Raw genomic sequence first — 23,124 nt, forward strand, 5'->3', positions numbered from 1 at the left:
CGAGGACGAGATGCAACTGCCAACCAACACCTTCAAGCAGCGACTGTGCGACGATGAGCGACAGATCGGCCTGTGGCTCGGACTGACGAGTCCTTATGCCGCGGAGATAGCCGCGACGGCGGGCTATGACTGGCTGTTGCTGGACGGCGAACATTCGCCCAACGACCTGGCGACCTTGCTGGGTCAATTGCAGGCTATCGCACCTTATGCGTCTCACCCGATCGTGCGCCCCCCCGTCGGCGATCCGGTGCTGATCAAGCAGTATCTGGACCTCGGCGTACAGACTCTGCTGGTGCCGATGGTGGAAACCGCCGAGCAGGCCGCCGGCCTGGTGGCCGCCATGCGCTACCCACCACGTGGTATCCGCGGTGTCGGCCATGTGCTGGCCCGTGCCGCGCGCTGGGGGCAGGTAGAGGACTATCTGGCCAGGGCCGACGAGGAAATGTGCCTGCTGGTACAGGTGGAGACCGTGGCCGGCCTTGAGAACCTGGACGCCATCGCCGCGACGCCAGGGGTCGATGGCGTTTTCATCGGCCCGGCCGATCTCTCCGCCGCTCTGGGGCACCTGGGCAATCCGGGCCATCCCGAGGTGCGCCAGGCGATCAGCGACGCCATTGCCCGTGTCCGCTCGGTCGGCAAGGCCACCGGCATCGTTACCGTCGACGAGGACGAGGCCCATGGCTATCTGGCCGCCGGGTGCTCGTTCGTGGGTGTGGGCATCGACACCCTGCTGCTCATGAACGCCATGTACGGCCTGGCCGGACGTTTTCGTCGCGAACGCTAGCGCTCAACGGGCAGGATCCGCCCCGGATTCATCACCCCCTCGGGATCGAACAGCGCCTTGATGCCCCGGGCCATATCGTGTTCCAGGGGCGATAGTCGCGCCAGGTAGGGCGCCTGCTTGGTCCTGCCGATGCCGTGCTCGGCGCTGATGCTGCCGCCGAAGTCATCGAGAACCGTGAACAGCTCATCCTCCAGTTCATGCAGATGGTGCCCCTTGTCGGCATCGTCGAGTGCAGTCGGCGGCAGGATATTGAAATGCAGGTTGCCGTCGCCGATATGGCCATAGGCGATGATCTCGCAGTCGGGCGAGGCGTTCATTATCGCGCGCGTGGCCTGCTCGACGAAGGCGGGAATGGCCGAGATCGGCACCGAAATGTCCGTGCGCAGGTGCTCGCCTCGCAGGCGCTGGCCCTCGAGCATGCTCTCGCGGAACTGCCACAGCTGTTGCGACTGGCTGTCGCTGCTCGCCAGGGCGCCATCGACGATCAGCTCGCGTTCCATGCCACGCTCCAGCAGGTGCTCGAGCATGGCGCTGAGGTCCACCTGGCCGGTGGCGGCCACTTCCAGCAGCACGTACCAGGGGTGCGCGTCGTCCAGCGGGTCGCGCAGTGTCGGCGTCGCTTCCATGGCCAGTTCGATGCAGCGCCGGGGAATCAGCTCGAAGGCGGTGAGCAGGTCGCTGCAGTCGCGGCGCGCCAGGCCATACAGCTCGATCACGGCCTCGATCGAAGGCAGGCCGAGCAGGGCCGTACGGCTCTGCTCGGGACGCGGGACCAGCTTGAGCACGGCGCCGGTGACGATACCCAGTGTGCCCTCGCTGCCCAGGAACAGCTGCTTCAAGTCGTAGCCGCGGTTGTCCTTGTGCAGGGCGTGCAGGCCGTTCCAGATCCGCCCGTCGGGCATCACTACTTCAAGGCCCAGCACCAGCTGGCGCATCATGCCGTAGCGCAAGACATTAAGGCCGCCGGCGTTGGTGGCGATGTTTCCGCCGATCTGGCAGCTGCCCTGGGCACCAAACGAGAGCGGAAAGTCGCAGTCGTGTTCGGCGGCGGCCTGCTTGATGGTCTCGAGGATGCAGCCGGCGTCGACGGTCATGGTGAAGTTGATCGGGTCGATGTCGCGAATGCGGTTCAGGCGCTCCAGGCTGATCACCAGCTCGCCGCCGTCGCGGTCGGGCAGGGCGCCGGCGACAAGGCCGCTGTGGCCGCCCTGGGGCGTCATGCGCACACCATGTTCACGGCAAAGCGTCACGACCTCGGCGACCTCGGCAGTGCTGGACGGTCGCACCACCCCCAGCGGCATGCCCAGGTAATCGCCCGCCCAGTCGCTGAGGTAGCGGGCCTGATCCGCCGGGTCGCGAAGTACCGCACGCTCACCAAGCCGGCGTTCGAGAAGGTCCAGAATCTCCGGTGTATCGGCCATTTAGCTGTCCTCCTGCCAGGCGGCGCCGTCCGGGAAACGGTGCCGGGAAAGCGAGTCGTCGTGCATGGTGATGCTATAGCCGGCGGCAGTGGGCACCTGGTAGCGACCACGGCGGACCGACACAGGATCGACGAAGTGCTCGTGCAGATGATCGACGTATTCCAGCACTCGGCCGTCGAGGCTGCCCGAGACGGCGATGTAGTCGAACAGCGAGATGTGCTGGACGTATTCGCACAGTCCGACGCCGCCGGCGTGCGGACAGACCGGCACGCCGAACTTGGCGGCCATCAGTACCACCAGGATGACCTCATTGAGCCCGCCCAGCCGCGCGGAATCGATCTGGCAGTAGTCGATGGCGTCGGCCTGCAGGAACTGCTTGAACATCACCTTGTTGTGACAATGCTCGCCGGTGGCCACGCCGATTGGCGCGACGCGATGGCGGATCTCGGCGTGACCAAGAATATCGTCGGGGCTGGTGGGCTCCTCGATCCACAGTGGGTCGAATTCGGCCAGCCGGCGCATCTTGGCGACGGTCTCGTCGACCTCCCACACTTGGTTGGCGTCCATCATCAGCACGTTGTCCCAGCCGATCTCCTCGCGCAGCAGGGCGGCGCGCCGGGCATCCTCGTCCAGATCGCCACCGATCTTCTGCTTGAAGTGCGTCCACCCCTCAGCCAGGGCATCGCGGGCGAGCTGGCGGACCTTATCGTCGGAATAGCCGAGCCAGCCCGCCGAGGTGGTGTAGCCGGGAAAGCCGTCACGGCGCATCTCGGCCTCGCGCTCGGCCTTGCCAGGCGCCTGCTTGCGAAGAAGCGCGATGGCTTCTTCCGGCGTCAAGGCATCGGTGACGAAGCGGAAGTCGAGGCAGCGCACCAGTTCCTCGGGGCTCATGTCGGCCAAAAGCTTCCACACCGGCTTGCCTTCGCGCTTGGCCCACAGGTCCCAGACGGCGTTGACCAGGGCGGCGGTGGCTAGATGGATCGCGCCCTTGTCGGGGCCGATCCAGCGCAGCTGGCTGTCGCCAGTGATCTCGCGCCAGAAGACGCCCATGTTGGCGGTGATCGCCTCCAGCGAGCGGCCCTCGAGGAGCGGGGTGAGCGAGCGTACGGCGGTGACGACGATCTCGTTGCCGCGGCCGATGGTGAAGGTCAGGCCGTGACCCTGGGGGCCGCTGTCGTCGTCGGTGTGCAGGATCACATAGGTGGCCGAATAGTCCGGCGCGGCGTTCATGGCGTCCGAGCCGTCCAGCGAGCGCGATGTCGGGAAGCGGATGTCCTGGACCTCGACGCGAGTGATGGTAGTCATGATGGTGTCCTCATTGCTGTTGTGAGCGATGGCAGGCGGCGTCAGCGCTGGCCGAGGTGGCGCATCAGCTGGCGGATGCCAAAGGTCCAGGGCGGCAGTTGGTCGCTGCGACCGACCTCGTTGACCAGTGCCCCCAGGGCGGGAGTGGCGATGGTCACGCGGTCACGCGGATGATGGGTGAAGCCCTGGCCCTCACCGTCGCGGTCCTCAATGGGTGAGAACATGGTACCCAGAAACAGCATGAAACCGTCGGGGTACTGATGATGATCGCCGAAGGTCTGGCGCACCAGGTCGAGCGGGTCGCGACTGATCTCGCGCATGTCGCTTTCGCCTTCGAGCAGAAAGTCGTCGTCCTCGCCCTCGATACGCAGGGAGACCCGCGCCTGACGAACGGTATCGATGTCGAAATGCGCGTCGAACAGACGAATGAAGGGGCCGATGGAACAGGACGCATTGTTGTCCTTGGCCTTGCCGAGCAGCAGGGCGCTGCGGCCTTCCACGTCGCGCAGGTTGACGTCGTTGCCCAGGCTGGCGCCCTTGACGCGACCCTGGGCATCTACGGCCAGCACGATTTCCGGCTCGGGGTTGTTCCACTTCGATGAGGGATGCAGGCCCACGGGGCTGCCGAAGCCCACCGAGGAAAGTGGCTGGGCCTTGGTGAACACCTCGGCATCCGTCCCGATGCCCACCTCCATGTATTGCGACCAGGCGCCGCGAGACTGCAGGGCTTCCTTCAGCGCCATGGCTTCCTCGGAGCCGGGCACGATGCGCGACAGGTCCTTGCCGATCAGCGCTTGCAGCTCCTCGCGAAGCTCGACGGCGCGGGCGGGGTCGCCGCCGGCCTGTTCCTCGATCACCCGCTCCATCAGGCTGACCGCGAAGGTTACGCCACAGGCCTTTACCGCCTGGACGTCGCAGGGGGCGAGCAGGTATGGGGCGCTCGGTGTGGCACCCAGCGAGTTGGTGAGCAGCGTGTCGACCGAACCCAGCGAGTCCCCTTCGGCGTGGCGAACCACCTCGAGGAGATCGTCGCGCTCCAGCAGGTCGGCCATCGTCGGACCGGCGTGGGTGATATCGATGACCTCGCCATCGCGTACCGCGACCAGAACCGGGCCGGCATGGGGCGCATCGCGCCAGGCACGACCGACCAGCAACGCTGTGGAGAGGTCGGTAGGCAGGAAATCTGCCGGAGAAAGGGGGGACATAACACCTCCGATTGGCTAATGCGAATGGCTAAGGTAAATGGCTAGGGCAGTGGGCTGGCATGTGGCCAGCTTTCGCCTATCATGCTAAGGATGTTGCGATGTATGACAGGTATGCCATGAACAGTATAGCAACCCCAGGACGACTTCCAGATGATAGCCAAGCAGGAGAACAGCATGTTCGATGAGATGAAAGGCAAGCGGGTACTGGTGACCGGGTCGAGCCGTGGCATCGGCGCGGCGGTCGCCAGGCGACTCGGGGGCCTCGGTGCTCAGGTGGCGGTGCATTATCATCGCAGCGAAGGGCCGGCCCAGGCGGTCTGCGATGACATTCGTCAGGCCGGTGGCCAGGCCTTTCTGATTCAGGGCGATATCAGCCGCTCTCGGGATGCGACCGCGATCGTCGACCAGGCGGCGGAGCAACTCGGCGGCCTCGACCTGCTGGTCAATAATGCCGGCGACATGCTGGGGCGCGTTAGTCTGGACGAGATGGACGATGAGCATTATGACCGCGTGATGGACCTCAATGCCCGCTCGGTGGTAATGGCCAGCCGAGCGGCGCTGCCCTACCTGCGCCAGGCCGGTGCCGGCAACATCATCCATACCGGCTCGATTGCGGCGCGCAATGGTGGCGGCCCGGGCGCCGGCCTCTACGCCTCGGCCAAGGGTTTCGTCACCACCCTGACCCGCAACATGGCCAAGGAACTCGCCGGCGACAACATCCGTGTCAACGCCGTGGCGCCTGGCGTGATCACCACCGATTTCCATGAACGCCACTCCAACGATGCCCAGATGGAAGCCGCGCGCGCGACAATTCCCCAGGGTCGGTTGGGCAGCGCCGAGGATTGCGTTGGTGCCTATCTGTTTCTGGCAACCGATGCCTTGAGCGGCTATGTCACCGGTCAGATCATCGAGGTCAACGGCGGGCAGTTGATGCCATGAGCGAGTCCAACCACAGTGTTTCAAGACAATACGACATCGCCATTACCATGGGCGACCCGGCGGGCATCGGTCCCGAGATCATCTGCCGTGCCGTGGCTACCATGTCCCCCGCGTCGCGTGCCGGCACCCTGCTGGTCGGCGACCCGGCGATCTTTCGCCGCGCCGCCCAAACGATCAATGCCGAGCTGAGCTTCGCTCCCCTGGATGCCCCCGACGCTCCCGCGGAAAGCGTGGCCGTGGCCGTGGTCGAAGTGTCTGCGGATGTCGCGATTCCCGACGGCGAGATCAGCGCCGGTGCCGGCGACATGGCCTTTCGTTGCATCGCCATGGCCGTGGAGTTGGTGCAGAGCGGTCGGGCCGGGGTGATCGTCACGGCACCGCTGAACAAGGCCGCGCTGCATGCCGCCGGCCATTATTACGATGGCCACACCGGCATGCTGGCCGCGCTGACCGGCGCGCCGTCGTCTTTCATGTTGCTGGCCTCCGAGCATCTCTCGACCCTGCATGTGTCGACCCATGTGTCCTTGCGCGAGGCCATCGACCGGGTCACGCCCGAGCGGATCATCGCCACCGTCGAGGCCGGGCACGAGCATCTCAAGTCCCTGGGAATGGCTAATCCACGCATCGCGGTGGCCGGCCTCAACCCACACTGCGGTGAAGGCGGCATTTTCGGCGACGAGGACACACTCAGCATCGCGCCGGCCGTCGAGGCGCTCAAGGCGCGTGGGTTCGACGTCAGTGGACCGATCTCCGCCGACACCGTCTTCTATCGCGCCTCCCAGGGCGAGTTCGACCTGGTGGTGGCCCAGTATCACGACCAGGGCCATATCCCGGTCAAGCTGATTGCCTTCGACACCACCGTGAACGTCAGCCTCGGCCTGCCGATTCGACGCACCTCGGTGGATCACGGTACCGCCTTCGACATTGCCTGGCAGGGCAGGGCGGATGCGACCAACATGGGCGCTGCCATTGCCTATGCGCATCGCTTAGTGACTGGCAACGAGGCCGGGGTTGGAGCCGATGCACGTGAGCAGAGCCGGGGGCGGGGCGCATGAACAGCGCCGGGGCTGGGGCGCATAAACAGTGTCGCATGGCGATCGTCGCCGACGATCTGACCGGGGCGCTGGACGCCGCGGCACCCTTCGCCCAGCGCGGTGCGACCACACGCGTGGTCGTAGCGCTTGAGCGTCTGGAAGCCTTGCTGGAAACGTGGCAAGAGGCGCTGCCGGAGGTCATCGCGGTGACGACGGAATCACGCCACATGACTGCCTCCGAGGCGGCCGAGCGCGTGGCGCGGGCCACCCAGATGCTGACCCGCCTGGCGCCAGTCGTGTGGTTCAAGAAGATCGACTCGACACTGCGCGGCCAGGTGGTGGCCGAGAGCCTGGCGATGCGCCGAGTCTGTGGCCGCCGGTTGATTCTCGCCCCGGCTGTGCCCTCCCAAGGCCGCACGACCCGGGAGGCACGCATCATCGTGCACGGCCAACGCCTGGAGACGACCGACTTTGCCCGCGACGCGCGGTCACGGCCCCCCAGTGGCGGCATGGATGCCTTGTTCGAAGCCGAAGGGCTACTCTTGGCGCGTCATGTTCCGGGCCAGCCTCTGCCAACCACCGACAGCGTGGCCGATGCCGAGACGGATGCCGATCTCGACGCCTTGGCCGGTGGGATCATTGATGGCCAGGACGCGCAACTGGCGGTAGGCGCCGCCGGGCTGAGTCGCGCTCTGGCTCACGTCATGTTCGGCGAGGTGGCGTCGCGTCCGGTCCAAGCGGAATTCACAAGTCTCTGGCTAGCCGTGGGCTCGCGCAGTGAGCGCGCCAGGCAGCAGGTGGCCGTACTGCGTCGTGCCGTACCCGACCTGACGGTCGTGAGAGGCACCGACGACGTGCCGGTCGAGGCGCCTTTCCTGCTGTTGCTGCCCGGTACTGAAGAGTCGCCTCGCGAGGCGGACGAGGTGGCGGCAACGCTGGCCGGGTCGCTCGCCAAGGGGATGGCCACGGCCACGCAGCGCCTCTACCTGATGACTGGAGGCGATTGCGCCAGTGCGCTGATGGAGACACTGGGGGCGAGTTACCTGGATGTCTCGGGCGAATGGGAGCCGGGGGTCGTGTTGGGATATCCACAGGGTAATCGGGAGTGGCCGTTGCTGACCAAGGCGGGTGGGTTCGGTGACGAATCCTTGCTGGTACGCCTACTGCGACCATTGGCGTAAACGCGCCTCCAGAGGTTGCATTGCTTGGTAGAGGCGACTAGATTCGAATGTGATGGTATGACACGTATACAGCCAAGCCATCTTCTCCATTCTCACTTATCACCCAAAATTCTACTCCCGAATAATCACGTCAAGGAGCACAACAAAATGGGTAACGCCAGTTTCCGACTCAAGACTGTCCATCGTCTCGCTACCGGCACCATCCTGCTAGCCGGCATGACGGCAGGTGGGCACGCCTTCGCCGAATCGCTCAATTTTGCCCACGTCTACGAGACCTCTGAGCCCTACCACGAGTGGGCGCTGTGGGCGGCCGAGGAGATCGAGGAGCGAACCGACGGCCGCTACGAAATCGAGGTGCATGCCGCCTCGTCACTGGGTAAGGAAGCCGACATCAACGAGGGCCTGCAGTTGGGTACTGTTGACCTCATCTATACCGGTAATCAGTTCGCCGGGCGTTTCTACGGCCCCATCGGCATTGCCGGTGCGCCCTACATGTTCCGCGATTTCGACCACTGGCGCGCCTATGCCGACAGCGATCTCTTCGATGAGATCGCGCAGGGCTACCAGGACGAGACCGGCAACGTGCCGTTGGCGATGAACTACTACGGGCGTCGTCACGTGACTTCCAACGAGGCGATCAACGAGCCAGCGGACATGGAAGGTCTCAAGATCCGCACGCCCAACGCGCCGCTTTACATGATGTTCCCTGAAGCCGTGGGTGCCAACCCGACGCCCATCGCTTTCGCCGAGGTCTATCTGGCCCTGCAGCAGGGGGTCGTGGATGCCCAGGAGAACCCGCTGCCGACCATCCGCGCCAAGGCCTTCCACGAGGTGCAGGACTACATCAATCTGACGGGTCACATCACCGACTCGCTGATCACTATTGCCGGTGGGCCGCTGTGGAATCGCCTGTCCGAAGAGGACCGTGAGATCTTCCGTGAGGTCTACATGGAAGCCGGCCAGAAGATAACCGAGGACATTCTCCAGTCCGAAGAGGATCTCGTCGCCTGGTTCGAGGAGCAGGGTGTGACCGTAAACGAAGTTGATACCGAGCCATTCCGGGAAGCGACAGTGCCGTACCATACCGGTGAAGACGCTACCTGGGATCAGGAAACCTACGACCGCCTGCAGGCGATCGGTCAGTAACTTCCTTCTCGTTGCCGACACGCCACCCCATGAACGGGGTGGCGTTATCTGCGGAGTGAGCTTATGACGACCGAAAAATGGCCTGACGGTGAATCCGGTTTCCAGATCGAGGAAGACGATACCTTCGAGTGGCGCGACTACGGTATCGAGGATTGCGCCACGCTAGCGGTGTTCTGGTTGCTGGCGCTGGTTGTGTTCCTGCAGTTTTTCAGCCGATACGTACTGGGAGACTCGATAGCCTGGACGGAGGAAATGGCTCGCTACCTGTTGGTGGCCGTGGGCTTCATGGGTGGCTCCATGGCCGTACGCACGGGCACGCACATTTCCGTCGAATTCTTCTATCGCTACATGCCGGGATGGATGAGTCGGCTGCTCGTGACCATTGTCGACCTCGTCAGCATCGCCTTCTTCGCCATTGGTGCCTGGGTCACCTGGAAACTCGCCGATCGGACCACCGCGTTGATGGCGTCCGTCGATATCCCCAAGAGTTTTCTCTATTACGTGGTGCTGGTGGGTTTCCTCTTGATGTTGGCGCGTTCGATCCAGATTGCGTTTCTGCGCTGGCGCGACCACACCGTCGAGCATCCTCACGTCCCCTAATGATAACATAGGCCGGAGTCCCTCCCATGTCCCATATCCAGGCTGTGAGCCGACGGGGTGCGTTGATCTCCCCACTGGTTGCCCTGCTGGCGGTCATTGGCTGTCTCGTGCTGGTCTTTAACGGCCAGTATCTGCTTTTCCTTTTCGCTACCCTGTTTACCCTGCTGTTATTGGGCGTACCGATCGCCATCAGCCTGGCAGGATCCTGCCTGCTTTATGTCTATCTCACCGGCCGAGTGCCGGACGTGGTGGTCGTGCATCGCATGATCAATGGCGTCGACAGCTTCCCGTTATTGGCGATTCCGTTCTTCATTCTTGCCGGTAACCTGATGAACAACGGCGGCATCACCAACCGCATCTTCGATTTCGCCAAGGCGCTGATGGGCTGGATGCGCGGTGGCCTGGGCCATGTCAACGTTGGCGCCAGCATCGTCTTTTCCGGCATGTCAGGAGCGGCGGTGGCCGATGCCGGCGGCCTGGGCACTATCGAGATCAAGGCCATGCGCGATGCGGGTTACGATGAGCAATTCTCGGTGGGCATCACGGCAGCGTCATCGACTATCGGCCCGATCATTCCACCCAGCCTGCCGATGGTCATCTACGGTGTAATGGCCTCGGTGTCGGTGGGGCAGCTGTTCGTCGCCGGCCTGATCCCGGGCCTGGTGATGGGTGTGTCGCTGATGGTAATGATCACCATCATGGCCAAGCGCCGCGGCTATCCTCGCGACGCCCAGTTCTCGATCCCGGTCCTCTGGTTGACCTTTCGTCGCGCCTTCCTGTCGCTATTGACACCCTTGATTATCGTCGGCGGCATCATTTCCGGCGCCTTTACCCCGACCGAGGCGGCCATCGCGGCGGTGGTATATGCACTCTTCCTGGGCAGCGTGGTGTATCGCATCCTGACCTGGCGGCGCTTGTTGAAGGTCAGCATGGAGACCATCGAGACCACTGCCGTGATCCTGCTGATCGTCGCGGGCGCCTCGATTTTCGCCTGGATCATGACCAGCAACCAGGTGACCCAGCACGTCATGGGGCTGCTGGGGCCTTTTGCCGACAATCCCATCGCACTGCTGATCATCATCAACCTGGTGCTGATCGTGGTCGGCTGCTTCATGGAAACCATTGCCGCTATCACCATTCTGGTGCCGGTGCTGCTGCCGGTCGCCGTGGCCGCGGGCGTCGACCCGGTACACTTCGGCGTGATCATGGTGCTCAACCTGATGATCGGCCTGCTGACGCCTCCGGTAGGCATGGTGCTATACGTACTGTCGCGGGTGTCGAACATTTCATTCGAGAACTGCATGCGTGGCACCTTGCCGTTCCTGATTCCGCTGGTGATTTCGCTGCTGCTGGTGACCTTCGTTCCGGCGATCTCGCTGTGGCTGCCGACCCTGATCTACCGTTGAGCCTTTCCGAAGGAGCTGTTTGCCGATGACACCCGATTCGCCGGACTTTCGCGTTGCCGTCACCGACCTGGAGCGTTTCATGGACCGGGTCCTGCGTGGCGCGGGAGCCGATACAGCCTCCGCCCAGGCGGTGACCCGTGCGCTGGTCACGGCCTCGCGCATGGGGACGGATAGCCATGGGCTGAGGCTGTTGCCGCATTATATTCAGGCACTTCAGGGCGGACGTATCAACGGTCGGCCCGAGATGCGCTTTACGCGTCACTTGCCGGCGACAGGATCTCTGGATGCCGATGATGGTCTGGGGCATCTGGCGGGCTACACCGCAATGGCGCATGCCGCCGAGATGGCCGAGACGGTGGGCCTCGGCGCCGTAGCGGTGGGCAACTCCTCGCATTTCGGTGCCGCGGGTTGCTATGCACTGGCTGCGGCGGAGCGCGGACTGATCGGCATGGCCTTCTGCAATTCCGACCCCTTCGTCCTGCTCCATGAAGGCAGGACGCCCTTTCATGGCACCAATCCCATTGCCTTTGCGGCACCTTTGGAAGGGGAAGCGCCATATCTGCTCGACATGGCGACCAGTTCGGTGCCCTGGAACCGCGTTCAGCAGTTCGGCGCCATCGGTCGTCAATTGCCGGACCAGGTGGCGGCCGATGCCGCTGGGCGCGTGACCCGGACCCCGGCCGAGGTCGCTGCGTTGCTGCCGCTGGGCGGTAGCGATTTCGGCTTCAAGGGCGCGGGACTCGGTGGCATGGTCGAGGTATTGAGCTCGACGCTGTCGGGCATGCTCAACGGCTTTCGCCTGTTGCCGATGGGCGGTCCCGACATGCAGACGCCGCGTGGGGTGGGGCATTTCTTCCTGGCCATGAACCCCGGCGCCTTCAGCGAGAGCTCATCCTTCGATGCCTGCCTGCGCGAGTACCTAACGGATCTGCGCGCCCAGCCCGCCAACGATGGCGCCGAGGTGCTGGCGCCCGGCGATCGCGAGTGGCACTGCCGTGCCCGGCGAGACGCCGAGGGTGTTCCTCTGGACAGCGCCAACCAGGTGGCCTATGCCACGCTGGCGGAGAAGTTCGATGTCGAGCCGCTGGCACCCTTGCCCTGAACCAGATGCCGTGACTGCCTCGAGATGGCGGCAGGATGCGGTAAAATACCGCCAGACGTGGAGAAAGCCAGCCTTTCTTCCCTGCGGACACTCAGGAGAGGGCGTGTATGAGTCGATACCAGGTCGAGCGCAAGACACTATCCGAACAGGTTGCCGAGCAACTGGAAGCCGAGATTCTCGAAGGGCGCTTGAGCGAGAATGCTCAACTGCCCTCGGAGAGAGAGTTGATGGAGCAGTTCGGGGTCGGTCGCCCGGCGGTGCGCGAGGCCTTGTTCTACCTGCAGCGGCTAGGCCTTATCGCCATCAACAGCGGCACCCGAGCGCGAGTCATCCGGCCGACGGCGGAGGCGGTGATGGCACGCCTTTCCGGGGTGACCCGTCAGCTTCTCTCTAAACCCGACGGGCAGCAGTACTTTCAGGAAGCCCGCGCCATGTTCGAGATTTCACTGGCGCGCTATGCCGCCGTCAATGCCAGTGAGGAAGATTTACAGCGCCTGCGCGACGCCCTACAGGACAATCGCGTCGCGATCGGCGACGAGGCGCGCTTCAAGCGTTCCGACAACGATTTTCATGGCGTCCTGGCCAGCATCGGTCGCAACCCTATCTTCGATGCCATCCATGTCGCTCTGTCCGAGTGGCTCGACGACCGTCGCGCCCAGGTGCTCCAGCAGAAGGATGAGGACAAGGCAGCGACGGCGGCGCATGCCGAACTCGTCGAGGCCATCGAGTCGCGAAACCCCGATGCCGCCGAGGCGGCGATGCGGCGCCACCTGGATCGCCACTACGGTACCTACATGCAGCTCAAGAAGCGCTTGTCGTCTAATCCCTGAGCGTCTGCAAGCAACCACTCGCGCCATCTCCCAGGCTTGTTTGCCTCACTGTCCGGTCGTCAGATCACGCCTTCGGCTTTCAGCACCTCGTCCAGACGCGGAGTCGAGTCGCCTTGAGCGCGGCCCATCTCGTGTACCGGTAGCAGGCGGCGCCGCAGCTTTTCGGCGTGGTGCTGAGCGATGTCCTCGAGACGGTGATCGAGGAAGGGGTTGTCGAAACGCTCGAGCGTCGTGGTCAGGTACTGTTCGAGGTCCATGTCGAGTGCCATGCCGGGCATTTGACGCTCCAGCACCGGCAAGACCTCATCTCTCAGCATGGTCTCCAGTGGCTGGCGCAGCGATGGCTCGTTCATGGCCTCGCGAACGAAGCGAATCGTCGTGCTCAGCCCCGAGGCTCGCCAGTGGTGAACCAGCCAGGTATGCGACAGGTTGAGGATGTGCAGTTTGCGCTGCTCGAACGGAGCGAGGTCGTCGACGACCTGGACGTCGGGATGCCGGCAGGGCAGCTCGAGCCCCGGGGTATCGCGAATGGCCCAGAGGCCATAGGGTTCGGCCACGGCGCCGACCGGCTCGATGGTCGCGGAAACGATGCGATCGACCAGTGTATCGATCCACAGGCACTCGCGGTCCAGCCAGGCGGAGAAGTCGGGGTCGCCATAGGCACGCTTTGCTTGTTCCTGCACGATGGCCTTGAGCCGTTGGCCATTGGCGTGAATTAATTCGCAGGGCATCAGCGTGATACCGGCGCCGCCGTGGTGAAAGCGTGCGTTGAGCAAGCAAGTCAGTCGAGTGGGGAAGCTGGCGGGCAGGGGATGCAGGGGCGAATCCTCTGCCGGCACGGCGTAACCGTCCTCCCCGGTGTTGGACACGACGTGGGTGACGTCCTCGCAGAAGCGCTGCTCTATCTCCGCCCAGTGCTCATCGGCGATCAGGCAGGCCGCGAGGCTGTCGACCGTCTCTTCGTGATCGACGGTCTGGCCATCCCGTTGGCCACGAAAGCGCACCGGGTAGCGTAACCGTGCCGCGAGGTCGCGAGCCTTCTGCTGGCCGGCCGGTCGCGAGGAGCCCTGGACGATGACGACGCGCTTTTGGGTGTGGCCCGCGGCCAAGGACTGGCTGACGAAATAATCCACGTGGGCCAGCAAAAAGCGGCTGGTCCCGAACTGCAGGATCTCGGCATTCTGGGTCATCCTAAGCTCCTGGGGATGGGCTAGTGTTCGAGATGGACCATGGCCTTGATCACGGCGTTGCGGGGGTCGCACCATGCCGCCATGCGCTCGGGAACCGCCTCGAGTTCGTCGCGGTGCGTGATCATCGACGTCTCTTGCAGCCTGCCGGCCTCCATCAGTGTCGCTACCCAGGTGAAATCCTCACGCGTGGCATTACGGCTACTGAGCAGGGTCATTTCCTTGCGGTGAAAGTCCGGGTCGTGAAAGGTGATATCTGCCTTGACGATACTGACCAGAACGTAGCGTCCCGCCTGGCCCACAAGGTCGAATCCCCGCTGCATGGCCTCGGCATTGCCGGTGGCATCGAATACAACGTCCGCCAGTGCGCCGTCGCTCAGGGTCTCCAACTGCGCTAGTGGATCATGCTGCAAGGGATTCAGGGTGTGTTCGATATTCAGCGTCTCGCGGCAGAAGGCCAGTCGCTGTTCATTGGTGTCGACGACGACTACGCGGGCATCGCATTCCCGGGCGAACTGCGCCACGCCCATGCCGATCGGGCCGGCGCCCACCACGACCGCCAATTCGCCCGGGGCCAAAGCACTGCGACGCACGGCGTGGGCGCCGATGGCCAGGCATTCCATCAACGCGAGCTGATCAAGCGACAAGGTGGAGGAGGGAATCAAGTGGTCGATAGGCACGACCAACAGGTCGCACATGCCACCGTCGCGATGCACACCGATGACCTTGATCCGCTGGCAGCAGTTGGTGAGCCCTCGTTGGCAGGCGCGACATTCACCGCAGTGCAGATAGGGAATGACGGAGGCATTCTGTCCCACCAGTGCCTGGTCTTGGCTGTCGCCCACCTGCACGATCTCGCCGGCCAGTTCGTGTCCCAGCACGCGCGGATACGCAAAGTAGGGCTGGTTGCCCCCGAAGGCGTGGATATCGGTGCCACAGATGCCGACCCGCCGGATGCGCAGCAGAGCCTCGCCGGCACCGCACGTGGGAGGCTCCTGGTCGTCGTGATGTTCCATCAGCCCGGGGCGAGTACAAACGATGCTTCGCATGGCGCGGCGCTCCTCTCTGTGGGTGCAGATTCGGCTCAGACGAGTTTTTTTCAGGTGGGCTCGTCGGCAATCACGTTTTGGCTCTGTTCGCCCAGCCCTTCGATGCCCAGACGCATCCGCTGGCCGGGGCGAAGGTAGACTTGCGGTTTCTGGCCCATGCCGACGCCTGGTGGGGTGCCGGTCGAGATCACATCGCCCGGCTGAAGGCTCATGAAGCGGCTCAGATAACTGATCAAGTAAGGAATCTGGTACACCATGGTGCGGGTATTGCCGTCCTGGTAGCGCTTGCCATCGACCTCGAGCCACAAGTCGAGTTCATGCGGGTCGGCAACCTCATCGGGCGTGACGAGCCAGGGCCCAAGCGGGCCGAAGGTGTCGCAGCCCTTGCCCTTGTCCCAGGTGCCGCTGCGCTCGAGCTGGAACTCGCGTTCGGAAACATCGTTGATCACGCAATAGCCGGCCACATGCTTCATGGCATCGGCTTCGTCGATGTACTTGCCCCCTTCGCCAATCACCACGCCCAGCTCGACTTCCCAGTCGGTTTTCTGCGAATCGCGAGGGATCATGACGTTGTCATCGGGGCCGCAGATGGCGCTCGTCCACTTGTTGAACACCACCGGCTCGGGAGGCAACTGGGAGCCGGTTTCGGCGGCATGGTCCGAGTAGTTGAGACCGATGCACAAGAACTTGCCGACTCCGCCGACACAGGGACCAAGGCGCGTACCTTGGGGCACCTCCGGCAGCGTGGCGGGGTCCAGGTCGGCCAGTATCGCCAGGCGGTCGCGTCCGAGGTGGCGACCGTCTAGGTCAGGCAGGTGGGCCGAGAGATCGCGAATCACGCCCTGGGTGTCCAGCATGCCGGGCTTTTCATGACCCCGGGGGCCGAAGCGCAGTAATTTCATAAATGCTTCCTTTGTCGGGTGGGCTCTGTGTCTCTTCGCTGGGAATCATCTAACGGCATTATCAGTTTAACCAGCCACCATCGATGATCTGGGTGGTGCCAGTGGTATAGGCGGATTCGTCGGCGGCCAGGTAGGTGGCAAGGGCTGCAATTTCATCGGTACTGCCCAGGCGACCCAGGGGTTGCCTGGCGTTGAACTCGGCGTAGACCTCGTCTTCCTCACGACCCTGCTGTTCGGCCTGGGCGCGAATGCGTTGGCGCAGCGAAGGAGAGTCCACGGTGCCGGGGCAAATGGCATTGCAGCGGATGCCCTGGCCGATGTAGTCAGCGGCCACCGATTTGGTCAGCCCAAGAACCGCGGCCTTGGTGGTGCCATAGGCACAGCGGTTTGGCACGCCCTTGAGGCTTGAGGCTACCGAGGCCATGTTGATGATGCTGCCACCGCCATTGTCGAGCATGGCGGGCAGCAAGGCGCGTATCATGCGCATCATGGCCGTGACGTTAAGCGAGAGCGAGAGCTCCCAATCATCGTCGCTACCCTCCAGCAGCGAGCCGTTGGCCACGTAGCCCGCGCAATTGAATAGTATGTCGACGGGGCCGATTTCAGCGGCCAGTGCCTCGATGGCGGCGATATCCAGCACGTCCAGCCGACGGGTCTCGATGCCGGGAGTGCCGGCCAGCTCGGCCAGGCTGGCGTCATTGATGTCGGTGGCGATGACCCGTGCGCCTTCAGCGGCGAAGCGTAGGGCGGTGGCCCGGCCGATGCCCTGGCCCGCTGCGGTGATCAGGGCCGTCTTGTTGTTCAATCGCATGATGCTTCCATGTCGTTGTGCCATTGCTCTTTTGCGGTTGGGTGTGCCACCGGTAAGAATGACACGGACCCCTGTATGACAGTATATAAGCTTGATGCTGAGTATGGATCAGTTGCCGGACCTTGCCAACTATTGTAGGGCTTTGAGCTATTAAGCCTTATGATTCTGTGTGTTGTAAAACCACTTGAAGCTCTTGATGATCAATGGAGATAACCAGATAAGGATAACGATTACTCCTAATGTTGCACTTATGGGGCGAGAGAAGAAGCCCAGAAAATTCCCATCCGTTCTCATCATGGCGCTCATGAAATTATTTTCTACTGTTTTTCCCAATACCAGGCCCAGGATGGCTGGTGCCATGGGGAAACCATTTCTAACCAGTAAAAAAGCAACAAAACCTACGATCAACATCAACCAAATATCGATGATACTATTGTTGATGGCAAAGGCACCCACTATACAGAAGCAGAGGATGATCGGCATCAATACCCTGCTGGGTGTAATAATGAATATCTTGGATAGCTTTATCGCAATGTAGCCGATAGGCAGCATCATCAGGTTGGCAATTATAAAGACGATGAAAAGTGCATAAATCAACCCCGATCCATCCATGAAGATGGTGGGTCCTGGGTTCATTCCTTTCATGTAGAGAACACCAATCACGATAGCGGTGATGGAGTCGCCAGGGATGCCGAATACCAACGCTGGGACCCAAGCACCACTAATGCCGGAGTTGTTCGCCGAACTTGCATCCATGATGCCTTCAATATTTCCTTTTCCATATTCTTGCTTGTTACGAGATCTTGATTTTCCCACCGCATAAGAGATCCATGCGGCTATGTCGGCACCTGCCCCCGGTAGGGCTCCTATCAGAGTGCCGATGGTGCTGCCTCGCAACATATTGATCCAGTGGTTTTTTATATGTCCTTTTGCCTTGCTGAAGACGTTATCCTTGGACATTGCTGCTATATTTTTCTTCTCTGAGCTCGAGCCATAATAATTCATTAGTTCGTTCAGGGCGAACATGCCGATCATGACGGGAATGAAGTTGATGCCACCCATGAGGTCCGCGATCCCAAAGGTAAACCGGGGGGCCCCACTCATCATGTCTAGTCCTACCGTAGAAAGTAGAATGCCGAAGAGCAGGGATAGAAAAGCCTTTGTTTTTGATCCGATGGAAATGAATATGGAGCAACTAAGACCCAAGATAGCAAGCCAGAAATATTCGAAAGCGCTAAATTTAAGTGCGACTTCGGCCAGTGATTGCGCTGTAATTATTAGAACAATTGTCCCAAATATTCCACCAAAAACTGAGCAGATCAAGTTAATACCGAGAGCTTCTCTCGCACGCCCCTTCTTGGCTAGTTGATACGACTCTGACACATAAGCCGCGGACGCAGGCGTGCCGGGAATGTTGAGATACGTGCCTGGTATATCTCCCGCGAATATCGCCATTGCCGATGTTGTGACAATGGCGGCAATGGCTGGTGTAGGATCCATATAAAAAGTGATCGGAACGAGCAATGCCACGGCCATCGTTGCCGTTAAACCTGGAATGGCTCCGACGAAAATACCGAAAATAGCTGATAAAATGATTACTAGAAATACTTCAAGCGAAAAGACGAGATATACGCCATTGATTACAGCATCCATTGTTTAACCTCGCCAAAAAGATCGCCTTGGGGAAGAGGGACAAGCAAGTATTGTGAGAATGCATAATATATCGTGAAAGACATTATGGCTGAAATGGATATAGCAGAGATAGTTGATGTTTTTCTGACTTTCATTAGAATAAACATCATGATGCTCATCGTCAACAGCGAGCCTAGGTAGTCGATAGACAGTATATAAAATATTATTAGTATTGCTGGGAGTAGCGAGTACAGCAGCGATTTCCAATCGTACGCCTTGTTTTTTTCCAATTTAATACGCTGGAGAGAATCTTTTGAGTTTCGGTAGTTATTTAATGCGAGTACTAGCCCACCAATACAAAATCCCCCTCCCACGAGGGAGGGGAAGAGGGATGGGCCGTACTGGAGGCTCTGGATCGTCGGGAATTGCTGAGCCACATAAATTGTAATGCACCCTGCAATAATGAACGTCAGCCCGATAAGAAAGTCCCTCATGATTCGGCCTCTATTCTATTCAGCTGCCAAGCCTACCTGTTCCACAATTTCGCCGAATACGACGTCCATTTCTTCCATGAGCTTTCCAAATTCTTCCGCGTTTCTCCATTCCGTACCAAAACCCTGATTGTACATGAAGTCCTGATAGGTATCACTGTTATAAGCTTTCTCAAGAGCTGCTTCCAGTGTGGAGACGATTTCAGGATCCATGCCTTTGGGTCCAGCGATGCCACGCCACTCGCCGACTTGGTAGTCTGTACCTAGTTCTTCCTGAATCGTAGGTACGTCTGGAAAGCTGGGAATACGCTCAGGCGCCATGACACCCAGACTCTTTACGCGACCTGCTTCCATCATGGAGCGCGCTTCCGGTACCGAGCTCGGAACGATATCAATACCGCCTGATACCAGTTCGGTCATTGCGGGGGCTGCGCCTTCACTGGGGAGCCACATAACCCGGTCTGCTTCCATCCCTTGATCCATCAGGAAACCAGCGAATGCTAGGTGCCAAACGCCACCTTGACCGGTACCGGAGGCAATAAAGGTTCCCTCTGGTTCTTCCCTGATGGCCTCGACCAGCTCTTCCAGTGAATCGTAGGGTGCGTCACTTGCTACCTGTACGCCGGGAAAGTCGTAGTTAACTTGAGCGATAGGCGTGAAGTCACGGTAAGTCAGGTCGGTGAGTCCAAGCCAGTGCATCATGTTGACTTCACCGGTTGCCAGCCCGATCGTATAGCCGTCGGGATCAGCACTCGTTATTGCGGTATGGCCAACAACGCCGCTACCGCCTGTACGATTGACAACATTGACAGTTTGGCCAATTTGTTCTTCAAGTGCTCTGCCTATGGTACGTGCTGTTGCATCAGTGCCCCCTCCAGCCGCCCAAGGGACGATTAGTGTAATAGGTTTTTCTGGATAGTCAGCCAAGACAGAGCCGCATGCTACCAGTGTCGTGATAGCAATACCCGATAATAATGCAGTCTTGATTTTTTTATGCTTGTCTATGATTTGCATGATGTGTTGTATCCTTTTATTTTCCGATCGATTGGCAGTGAAGGTGATCTTGCCAGTTTTGCTTGACTTCCTTTTTTATGCGCCTCCTCTGTAGTTTTCTTGTATCTTGCTGGAATTTCTTCGCTAGGTGGTATGGAGCATTGTTCAACGTTTTATTGGCTAAGTAGGTTGTTGTTCGAGTCGAATAGATCTCACCTGTGATTCCCGGGCTGGCGTAGCTATATCGGCAAAGCGGGCGGGCAGGTTTGGTCCTGTTTTTCTGATCCTTATTCTTTAGAAGTAATACCGTCTACAAGATAGAACCTGTCATACCATCATACCATGCGACTTTAGTCGACATTAAGACCTTGATGCCTCCTTCGCAGGGCTATCGCTAGCAGCCAAAGTTAACCGCTCCGATCACAGCGCCTCGGCGAGTATCTCGAGAAAATCGGCTTTGGTGACGGGGCGCGGATTAGTCGGGGTGGAGTGGTCCTTGCAGGCCCAGTCGGCGGTCTTGTCGAATATTTCGCGAGTCACGCCAATATCTCCCAGTCTTCCCGGCAGGCCGAGCCGTGCGTTCAACTCTGCAAAGAAAGCACTGACATCGGCGTCCACAGATAGCCCCATTACTTCACGAAGCGTGGCGAACTTGGTTTCGCAGTGTGGCTGATTGAAGCGCAGCACAGCCGGCATCAATATGGCGTTGAGTGTTCCATGATGCAGCTTTAATTCATGGAAGCCGCCCAATGCATGGGAAAGAGAGTGCACCGCTCCCAGCCCTTTCTGGAAGGCCAGGGCGCCTTCCAAGGCTGCCATCATCATTTCATTGCGTGCTTCCATGGAGGGATTTTCACCCGCGGCGTCTTCAATGTTCTGTATGGCGCGTTTCAGGCCATCCATGGCGATGGCATCGGCAGGCGGATTGACACGCGGACTCAAGAACGTTTCGACACAATGCGCGATGGCATCCATGCCCGTCGCTGCCGTCAGGTAGCGTGGGAGCGAGGCGGTCATGTCCGGGTCGCAGACGGCTACTGAAGGAATCAGATAGGGTGAGATGAAGCCGAGTTTGTGCTCATCGCGCATGGAGATCAGGGAAGCACGTCCGACTTCACTCCCCGTCCCGGCCGTGGTGGGGACCGCAATAAGTGGCAACACGTCTGGCTGGATCTTGCCGGCACCCCCTTCGATGACGGCGTATTGACGAAGCGGAGGCGCATGGGTGGCCAGCAGGGCAACGCCCTTGGCCAGATCAATGCTCGAGCCACCGCCCACGGCGATAAGGCTATCGCAATCATGTTTCTGGAGCAGAGCGAGAGCCGATCCTACGGCGCTCTCTGTGGGATTGGCCGGCGTATCCTGGAAAACGGGAGTATCAGAAGGAAGTTGTGATGTCTTCATGAAGCTCTGGAAGACACCACTCTCCATCAATCCTTTATCCGTGACGAGAAGGGGGCGGCTGACGCCGAGTGAGCGTAGCTCCTCATCGATGTGTCCCACTTCTCCGCGGCCAAAGCGAATCCGAGTCAAGTAGTTAATAATGGTTGTCATATAGTATTTCCTGCTGGTCAGGTGACGGCGCCAACCATCCAGGGGACGAACTCATTGCTTCCGTACCCTAGCGTTTCGCTGGCTGTTTCTTCGCCGGAGGCGATGGCAATGATCTTCCCGAATATCTCCTCGCCACAGCTTCTCACTGTGGCATCGCCATCGATGATGCCGCCGCAGTTGATATCCATATCCTCTGACATGGCATCGTACATGGCGGTGTTGGTGGCAAGCTTGATACACGGCGCCGGCTTGTAGCCCGACACGGAGCCTCGCCCGGTGGTAAAGCACACGATCGTCGACCCGGAGGCGATCTGCCCTGTCACGGAGACCGGGTCATAGCCAGGACTGTCCATGAAGTTGAAGCCGGGCTTGTGTAGTGGCTCGGCATACTCGAGCACATCACTGAGGCTCGAGGAACCGCCCTTTGAAACAGCGCCAAGTGATTTCTCGAGAATCGTGGACAAGCCACCCGCCTTGTTGCCAGGCGAGGGGTTGTTGTTCAGCTCTGCCCCATTGATATGCGTGTAGTGCTTCCACCAGGCGATACGCTCGAGCAGCTTGCGTGCCACATTCACATCGACCGCCCGATTGAGCAGGAGGTGCTCGGCACCATAGATCTCGGGTGTCTCGGCCAGGATGACGCTGCCCCCATGCTGGACGATGAGGTCGGCCGCATATCCCAGAGCAGGATTGGCGGTAATGCCCGAATAGCCATCGGACCCCCCGCACTGCAGGGCAACGGTGAGGTGCTTGAGTGGCGCGGGCTTGCGCGAGGTATGCGCATGCGCGTTTGCCATGGCGAGTATCTTTTCGCTGGCCAGCTTGATACTGGCGCGTGTTCCTCCCGCCCCTTGGATGTTGAAGTAGTCGAGCCGCTTGCTATCCGCAATCCCGTACTTGTCCACCAGAGCCTTGACTTGGTTGCTCTCGCAGCCCAGCCCTATCACGATCACGAAAGCGAAATTCGGATTCACCGCATAGCCGGTGACGACTCGCTCAAGAAAGGCAAATCCCTCCGACTCGGTATTCATGGCACAGCCGGAACCATGCGTGACGGGAACCACGCCATCGAAGCCTAGCTCTTCGAGCCCTGCCGTCTCGTTGAGGTGATCCGCGGTGGCTTTAACGACGGTCGCCGAGCAGTTGACCGTGGCCACGATGCCAATGTAGTTGCGGGTACCGACGCGGCCATCACTGCGATGAAACCCATTGAAGGTGAGGTCGCTCTCCACGACGGGTGTGGGTGTGGCCGGCGTGAAGTTCTCCAGGGAGGTATCACGCTCCAGCATGGCCAGGTTATGCGTGTGAACATGCTCACCGGCGCGGATCGGTTGGCTCGCCAGGCCTATAACCTGCCCATACTTCACGACAGGCGTATTCGCTTCGATATCGACCAGCGCCACCTTGTGGCCGGCCATGATGTTTTCCCGTGCAGCCCCTAACGCCTGGTTGAGGGAAAGGCCTTCGGCGATATTCCGGGTGGCGACCCCCACATTGTCATCAGGGTCCAGGCTTATCACCATCGGGTAGTTATTGATAAGTTCCATCGTAT

General features: G+C 60.6%; 21 protein-coding genes. 9 read left to right on the forward strand and 12 right to left on the reverse strand.

The genetic code is table 11. The features are described from left to right. Positions 1 to 10 precede the first annotated feature (10 nt). On the forward strand, positions 11 to 784 hold the full coding sequence (gene hpaI, locus KG088_RS01700; protein WP_213823746.1) for a 4-hydroxy-2-oxoheptanedioate aldolase: 774 nt from the start codon (positions 11 to 13) through the stop codon (positions 782 to 784). Here hpaI and KG088_RS01705 read toward each other — a convergent pair. The 3 genes from KG088_RS01705 to KG088_RS01715 are packed head-to-tail and all read right to left on the reverse strand — an operon-like array spanning position 781 to position 4,715. Next, positions 781 to 2,205 (reverse strand): FAD-binding oxidoreductase, encoded by a 1,425-nt coding sequence (locus KG088_RS01705; RefSeq protein WP_213823747.1) that lies wholly within the window; start codon positions 2,203 to 2,205, stop codon positions 781 to 783. The genes hpaI and KG088_RS01705 overlap by 4 nt on opposite strands. Beyond that, positions 2,206 to 3,510, reverse strand: a complete 1,305-nt coding sequence (locus KG088_RS01710) for an L-fuconate dehydratase (RefSeq protein ID WP_213823748.1) — start codon at positions 3,508 to 3,510, stop codon at positions 2,206 to 2,208. 41 nt (positions 3,511 to 3,551) lie between these two features. Continuing rightward, complete coding sequence (locus KG088_RS01715; protein ID WP_213823749.1) at positions 3,552 to 4,715, reverse strand: fumarylacetoacetate hydrolase family protein; 1,164 nt, start codon at positions 4,713 to 4,715, stop codon at positions 3,552 to 3,554. A gap of 150 nt (positions 4,716 to 4,865) precedes the next feature. On the opposite strand from KG088_RS01715, the gene KG088_RS01720 reads away from it, so the two are divergent. From KG088_RS01720 to nanR, 8 genes are all read left to right on the forward strand, one after another. Next, complete coding sequence (locus KG088_RS01720) at positions 4,866 to 5,654, forward strand: SDR family NAD(P)-dependent oxidoreductase (protein WP_250147993.1); 789 nt, start codon at positions 4,866 to 4,868, stop codon at positions 5,652 to 5,654. Continuing rightward, positions 5,651 to 6,709, forward strand: a complete 1,059-nt coding sequence (pdxA, locus tag KG088_RS01725; protein ID WP_250147994.1) for a 4-hydroxythreonine-4-phosphate dehydrogenase PdxA — start codon at positions 5,651 to 5,653, stop codon at positions 6,707 to 6,709. The genes KG088_RS01720 and pdxA overlap by 4 nt, the downstream gene beginning before the upstream one ends. Continuing rightward, positions 6,706 to 7,869, forward strand: a complete 1,164-nt coding sequence (locus KG088_RS01730) for a four-carbon acid sugar kinase family protein (protein WP_213823750.1) — start codon at positions 6,706 to 6,708, stop codon at positions 7,867 to 7,869. Before pdxA ends, KG088_RS01730 begins: the two co-directional genes overlap by 4 nt. Positions 7,870 to 8,016: 147 nt before the next feature. Then, a complete protein-coding gene (locus KG088_RS01735; protein WP_213823751.1) occupies positions 8,017 to 9,015 on the forward strand; it encodes a sialic acid TRAP transporter substrate-binding protein SiaP in 999 nt (332 codons plus the stop codon). 63 nt (positions 9,016 to 9,078) lie between these two features. After that, complete coding sequence (locus tag KG088_RS01740) at positions 9,079 to 9,615, forward strand: TRAP transporter small permease (protein ID WP_213823752.1); 537 nt, start codon at positions 9,079 to 9,081, stop codon at positions 9,613 to 9,615. Positions 9,616 to 9,641: 26 nt separating this feature from the next. Continuing rightward, positions 9,642 to 11,021 carry a TRAP transporter large permease gene (locus tag KG088_RS01745; RefSeq protein WP_213823753.1) on the forward strand — a complete coding sequence of 460 codons (1,380 nt, stop codon included), beginning with the start codon at positions 9,642 to 9,644 and terminating at the stop codon, positions 11,019 to 11,021. A 25-nt stretch (positions 11,022 to 11,046) separates the two neighbouring features. After that, positions 11,047 to 12,123 carry an Ldh family oxidoreductase gene (locus KG088_RS01750; RefSeq protein WP_213823754.1) on the forward strand — a complete coding sequence of 359 codons (1,077 nt, stop codon included), beginning with the start codon at positions 11,047 to 11,049 and terminating at the stop codon, positions 12,121 to 12,123. A 107-nt stretch (positions 12,124 to 12,230) separates the two neighbouring features. Further along, entirely contained in the window at positions 12,231 to 12,953 is a 723-nt protein-coding gene (nanR, locus tag KG088_RS01755; RefSeq protein WP_213823755.1) for a transcriptional regulator NanR, read from the forward strand. Between the two features lie 59 nt (positions 12,954 to 13,012). On the opposite strand, the gene KG088_RS01760 is transcribed toward nanR, so the two are convergent. The 9 genes from KG088_RS01760 to KG088_RS01800 all read right to left on the reverse strand — a co-directional run bounded on the left by KG088_RS01760 (position 13,013) and on the right by KG088_RS01800 (position 23,119). Further along, complete coding sequence (locus KG088_RS01760) at positions 13,013 to 14,143, reverse strand: mannitol dehydrogenase family protein (RefSeq protein WP_213823756.1); 1,131 nt, start codon at positions 14,141 to 14,143, stop codon at positions 13,013 to 13,015. Between the two features lie 20 nt (positions 14,144 to 14,163). Beyond that, positions 14,164 to 15,189, reverse strand: coding sequence for a zinc-binding alcohol dehydrogenase family protein (locus KG088_RS01765; RefSeq protein WP_213823757.1), 1,026 nt, complete (start codon positions 15,187 to 15,189; stop codon positions 14,164 to 14,166). 50 nt (positions 15,190 to 15,239) lie between these two features. Next, positions 15,240 to 16,091, reverse strand: coding sequence for a fumarylacetoacetate hydrolase family protein (locus KG088_RS01770; protein ID WP_213823758.1), 852 nt, complete (start codon positions 16,089 to 16,091; stop codon positions 15,240 to 15,242). 61 nt (positions 16,092 to 16,152) lie between these two features. Next, positions 16,153 to 16,902, reverse strand: a complete 750-nt coding sequence (locus KG088_RS01775; RefSeq protein ID WP_213823759.1) for an SDR family oxidoreductase — start codon at positions 16,900 to 16,902, stop codon at positions 16,153 to 16,155. A gap of 150 nt (positions 16,903 to 17,052) precedes the next feature. Further along, complete coding sequence (locus KG088_RS01780; RefSeq protein ID WP_213823760.1) at positions 17,053 to 18,555, reverse strand: tripartite tricarboxylate transporter permease; 1,503 nt, start codon at positions 18,553 to 18,555, stop codon at positions 17,053 to 17,055. Continuing rightward, positions 18,543 to 19,028, reverse strand: a complete 486-nt coding sequence (locus tag KG088_RS01785; protein WP_213823761.1) for a tripartite tricarboxylate transporter TctB family protein — start codon at positions 19,026 to 19,028, stop codon at positions 18,543 to 18,545. Before KG088_RS01785 ends, KG088_RS01780 begins: the two co-directional genes overlap by 13 nt. A 15-nt stretch (positions 19,029 to 19,043) precedes the next feature. Beyond that, a complete protein-coding gene (locus KG088_RS01790) occupies positions 19,044 to 20,039 on the reverse strand; it encodes a tripartite tricarboxylate transporter substrate binding protein (RefSeq protein WP_213823762.1) in 996 nt (331 codons plus the stop codon). 399 nt (positions 20,040 to 20,438) lie between these two features. Continuing rightward, a complete protein-coding gene (locus KG088_RS01795) occupies positions 20,439 to 21,572 on the reverse strand; it encodes an iron-containing alcohol dehydrogenase (protein WP_213823763.1) in 1,134 nt (377 codons plus the stop codon). Positions 21,573 to 21,589: 17 nt separating this feature from the next. After that, a complete protein-coding gene (locus KG088_RS01800; RefSeq protein ID WP_213823764.1) occupies positions 21,590 to 23,119 on the reverse strand; it encodes a UxaA family hydrolase in 1,530 nt (509 codons plus the stop codon). Positions 23,120 to 23,124: the final 5 nt, after the last annotated feature.

The organism is Halomonas jincaotanensis, from assembly GCF_018448785.1.
Lineage (GTDB): Bacteria > Pseudomonadota > Gammaproteobacteria > Pseudomonadales > Halomonadaceae > Halomonas > Halomonas jincaotanensis.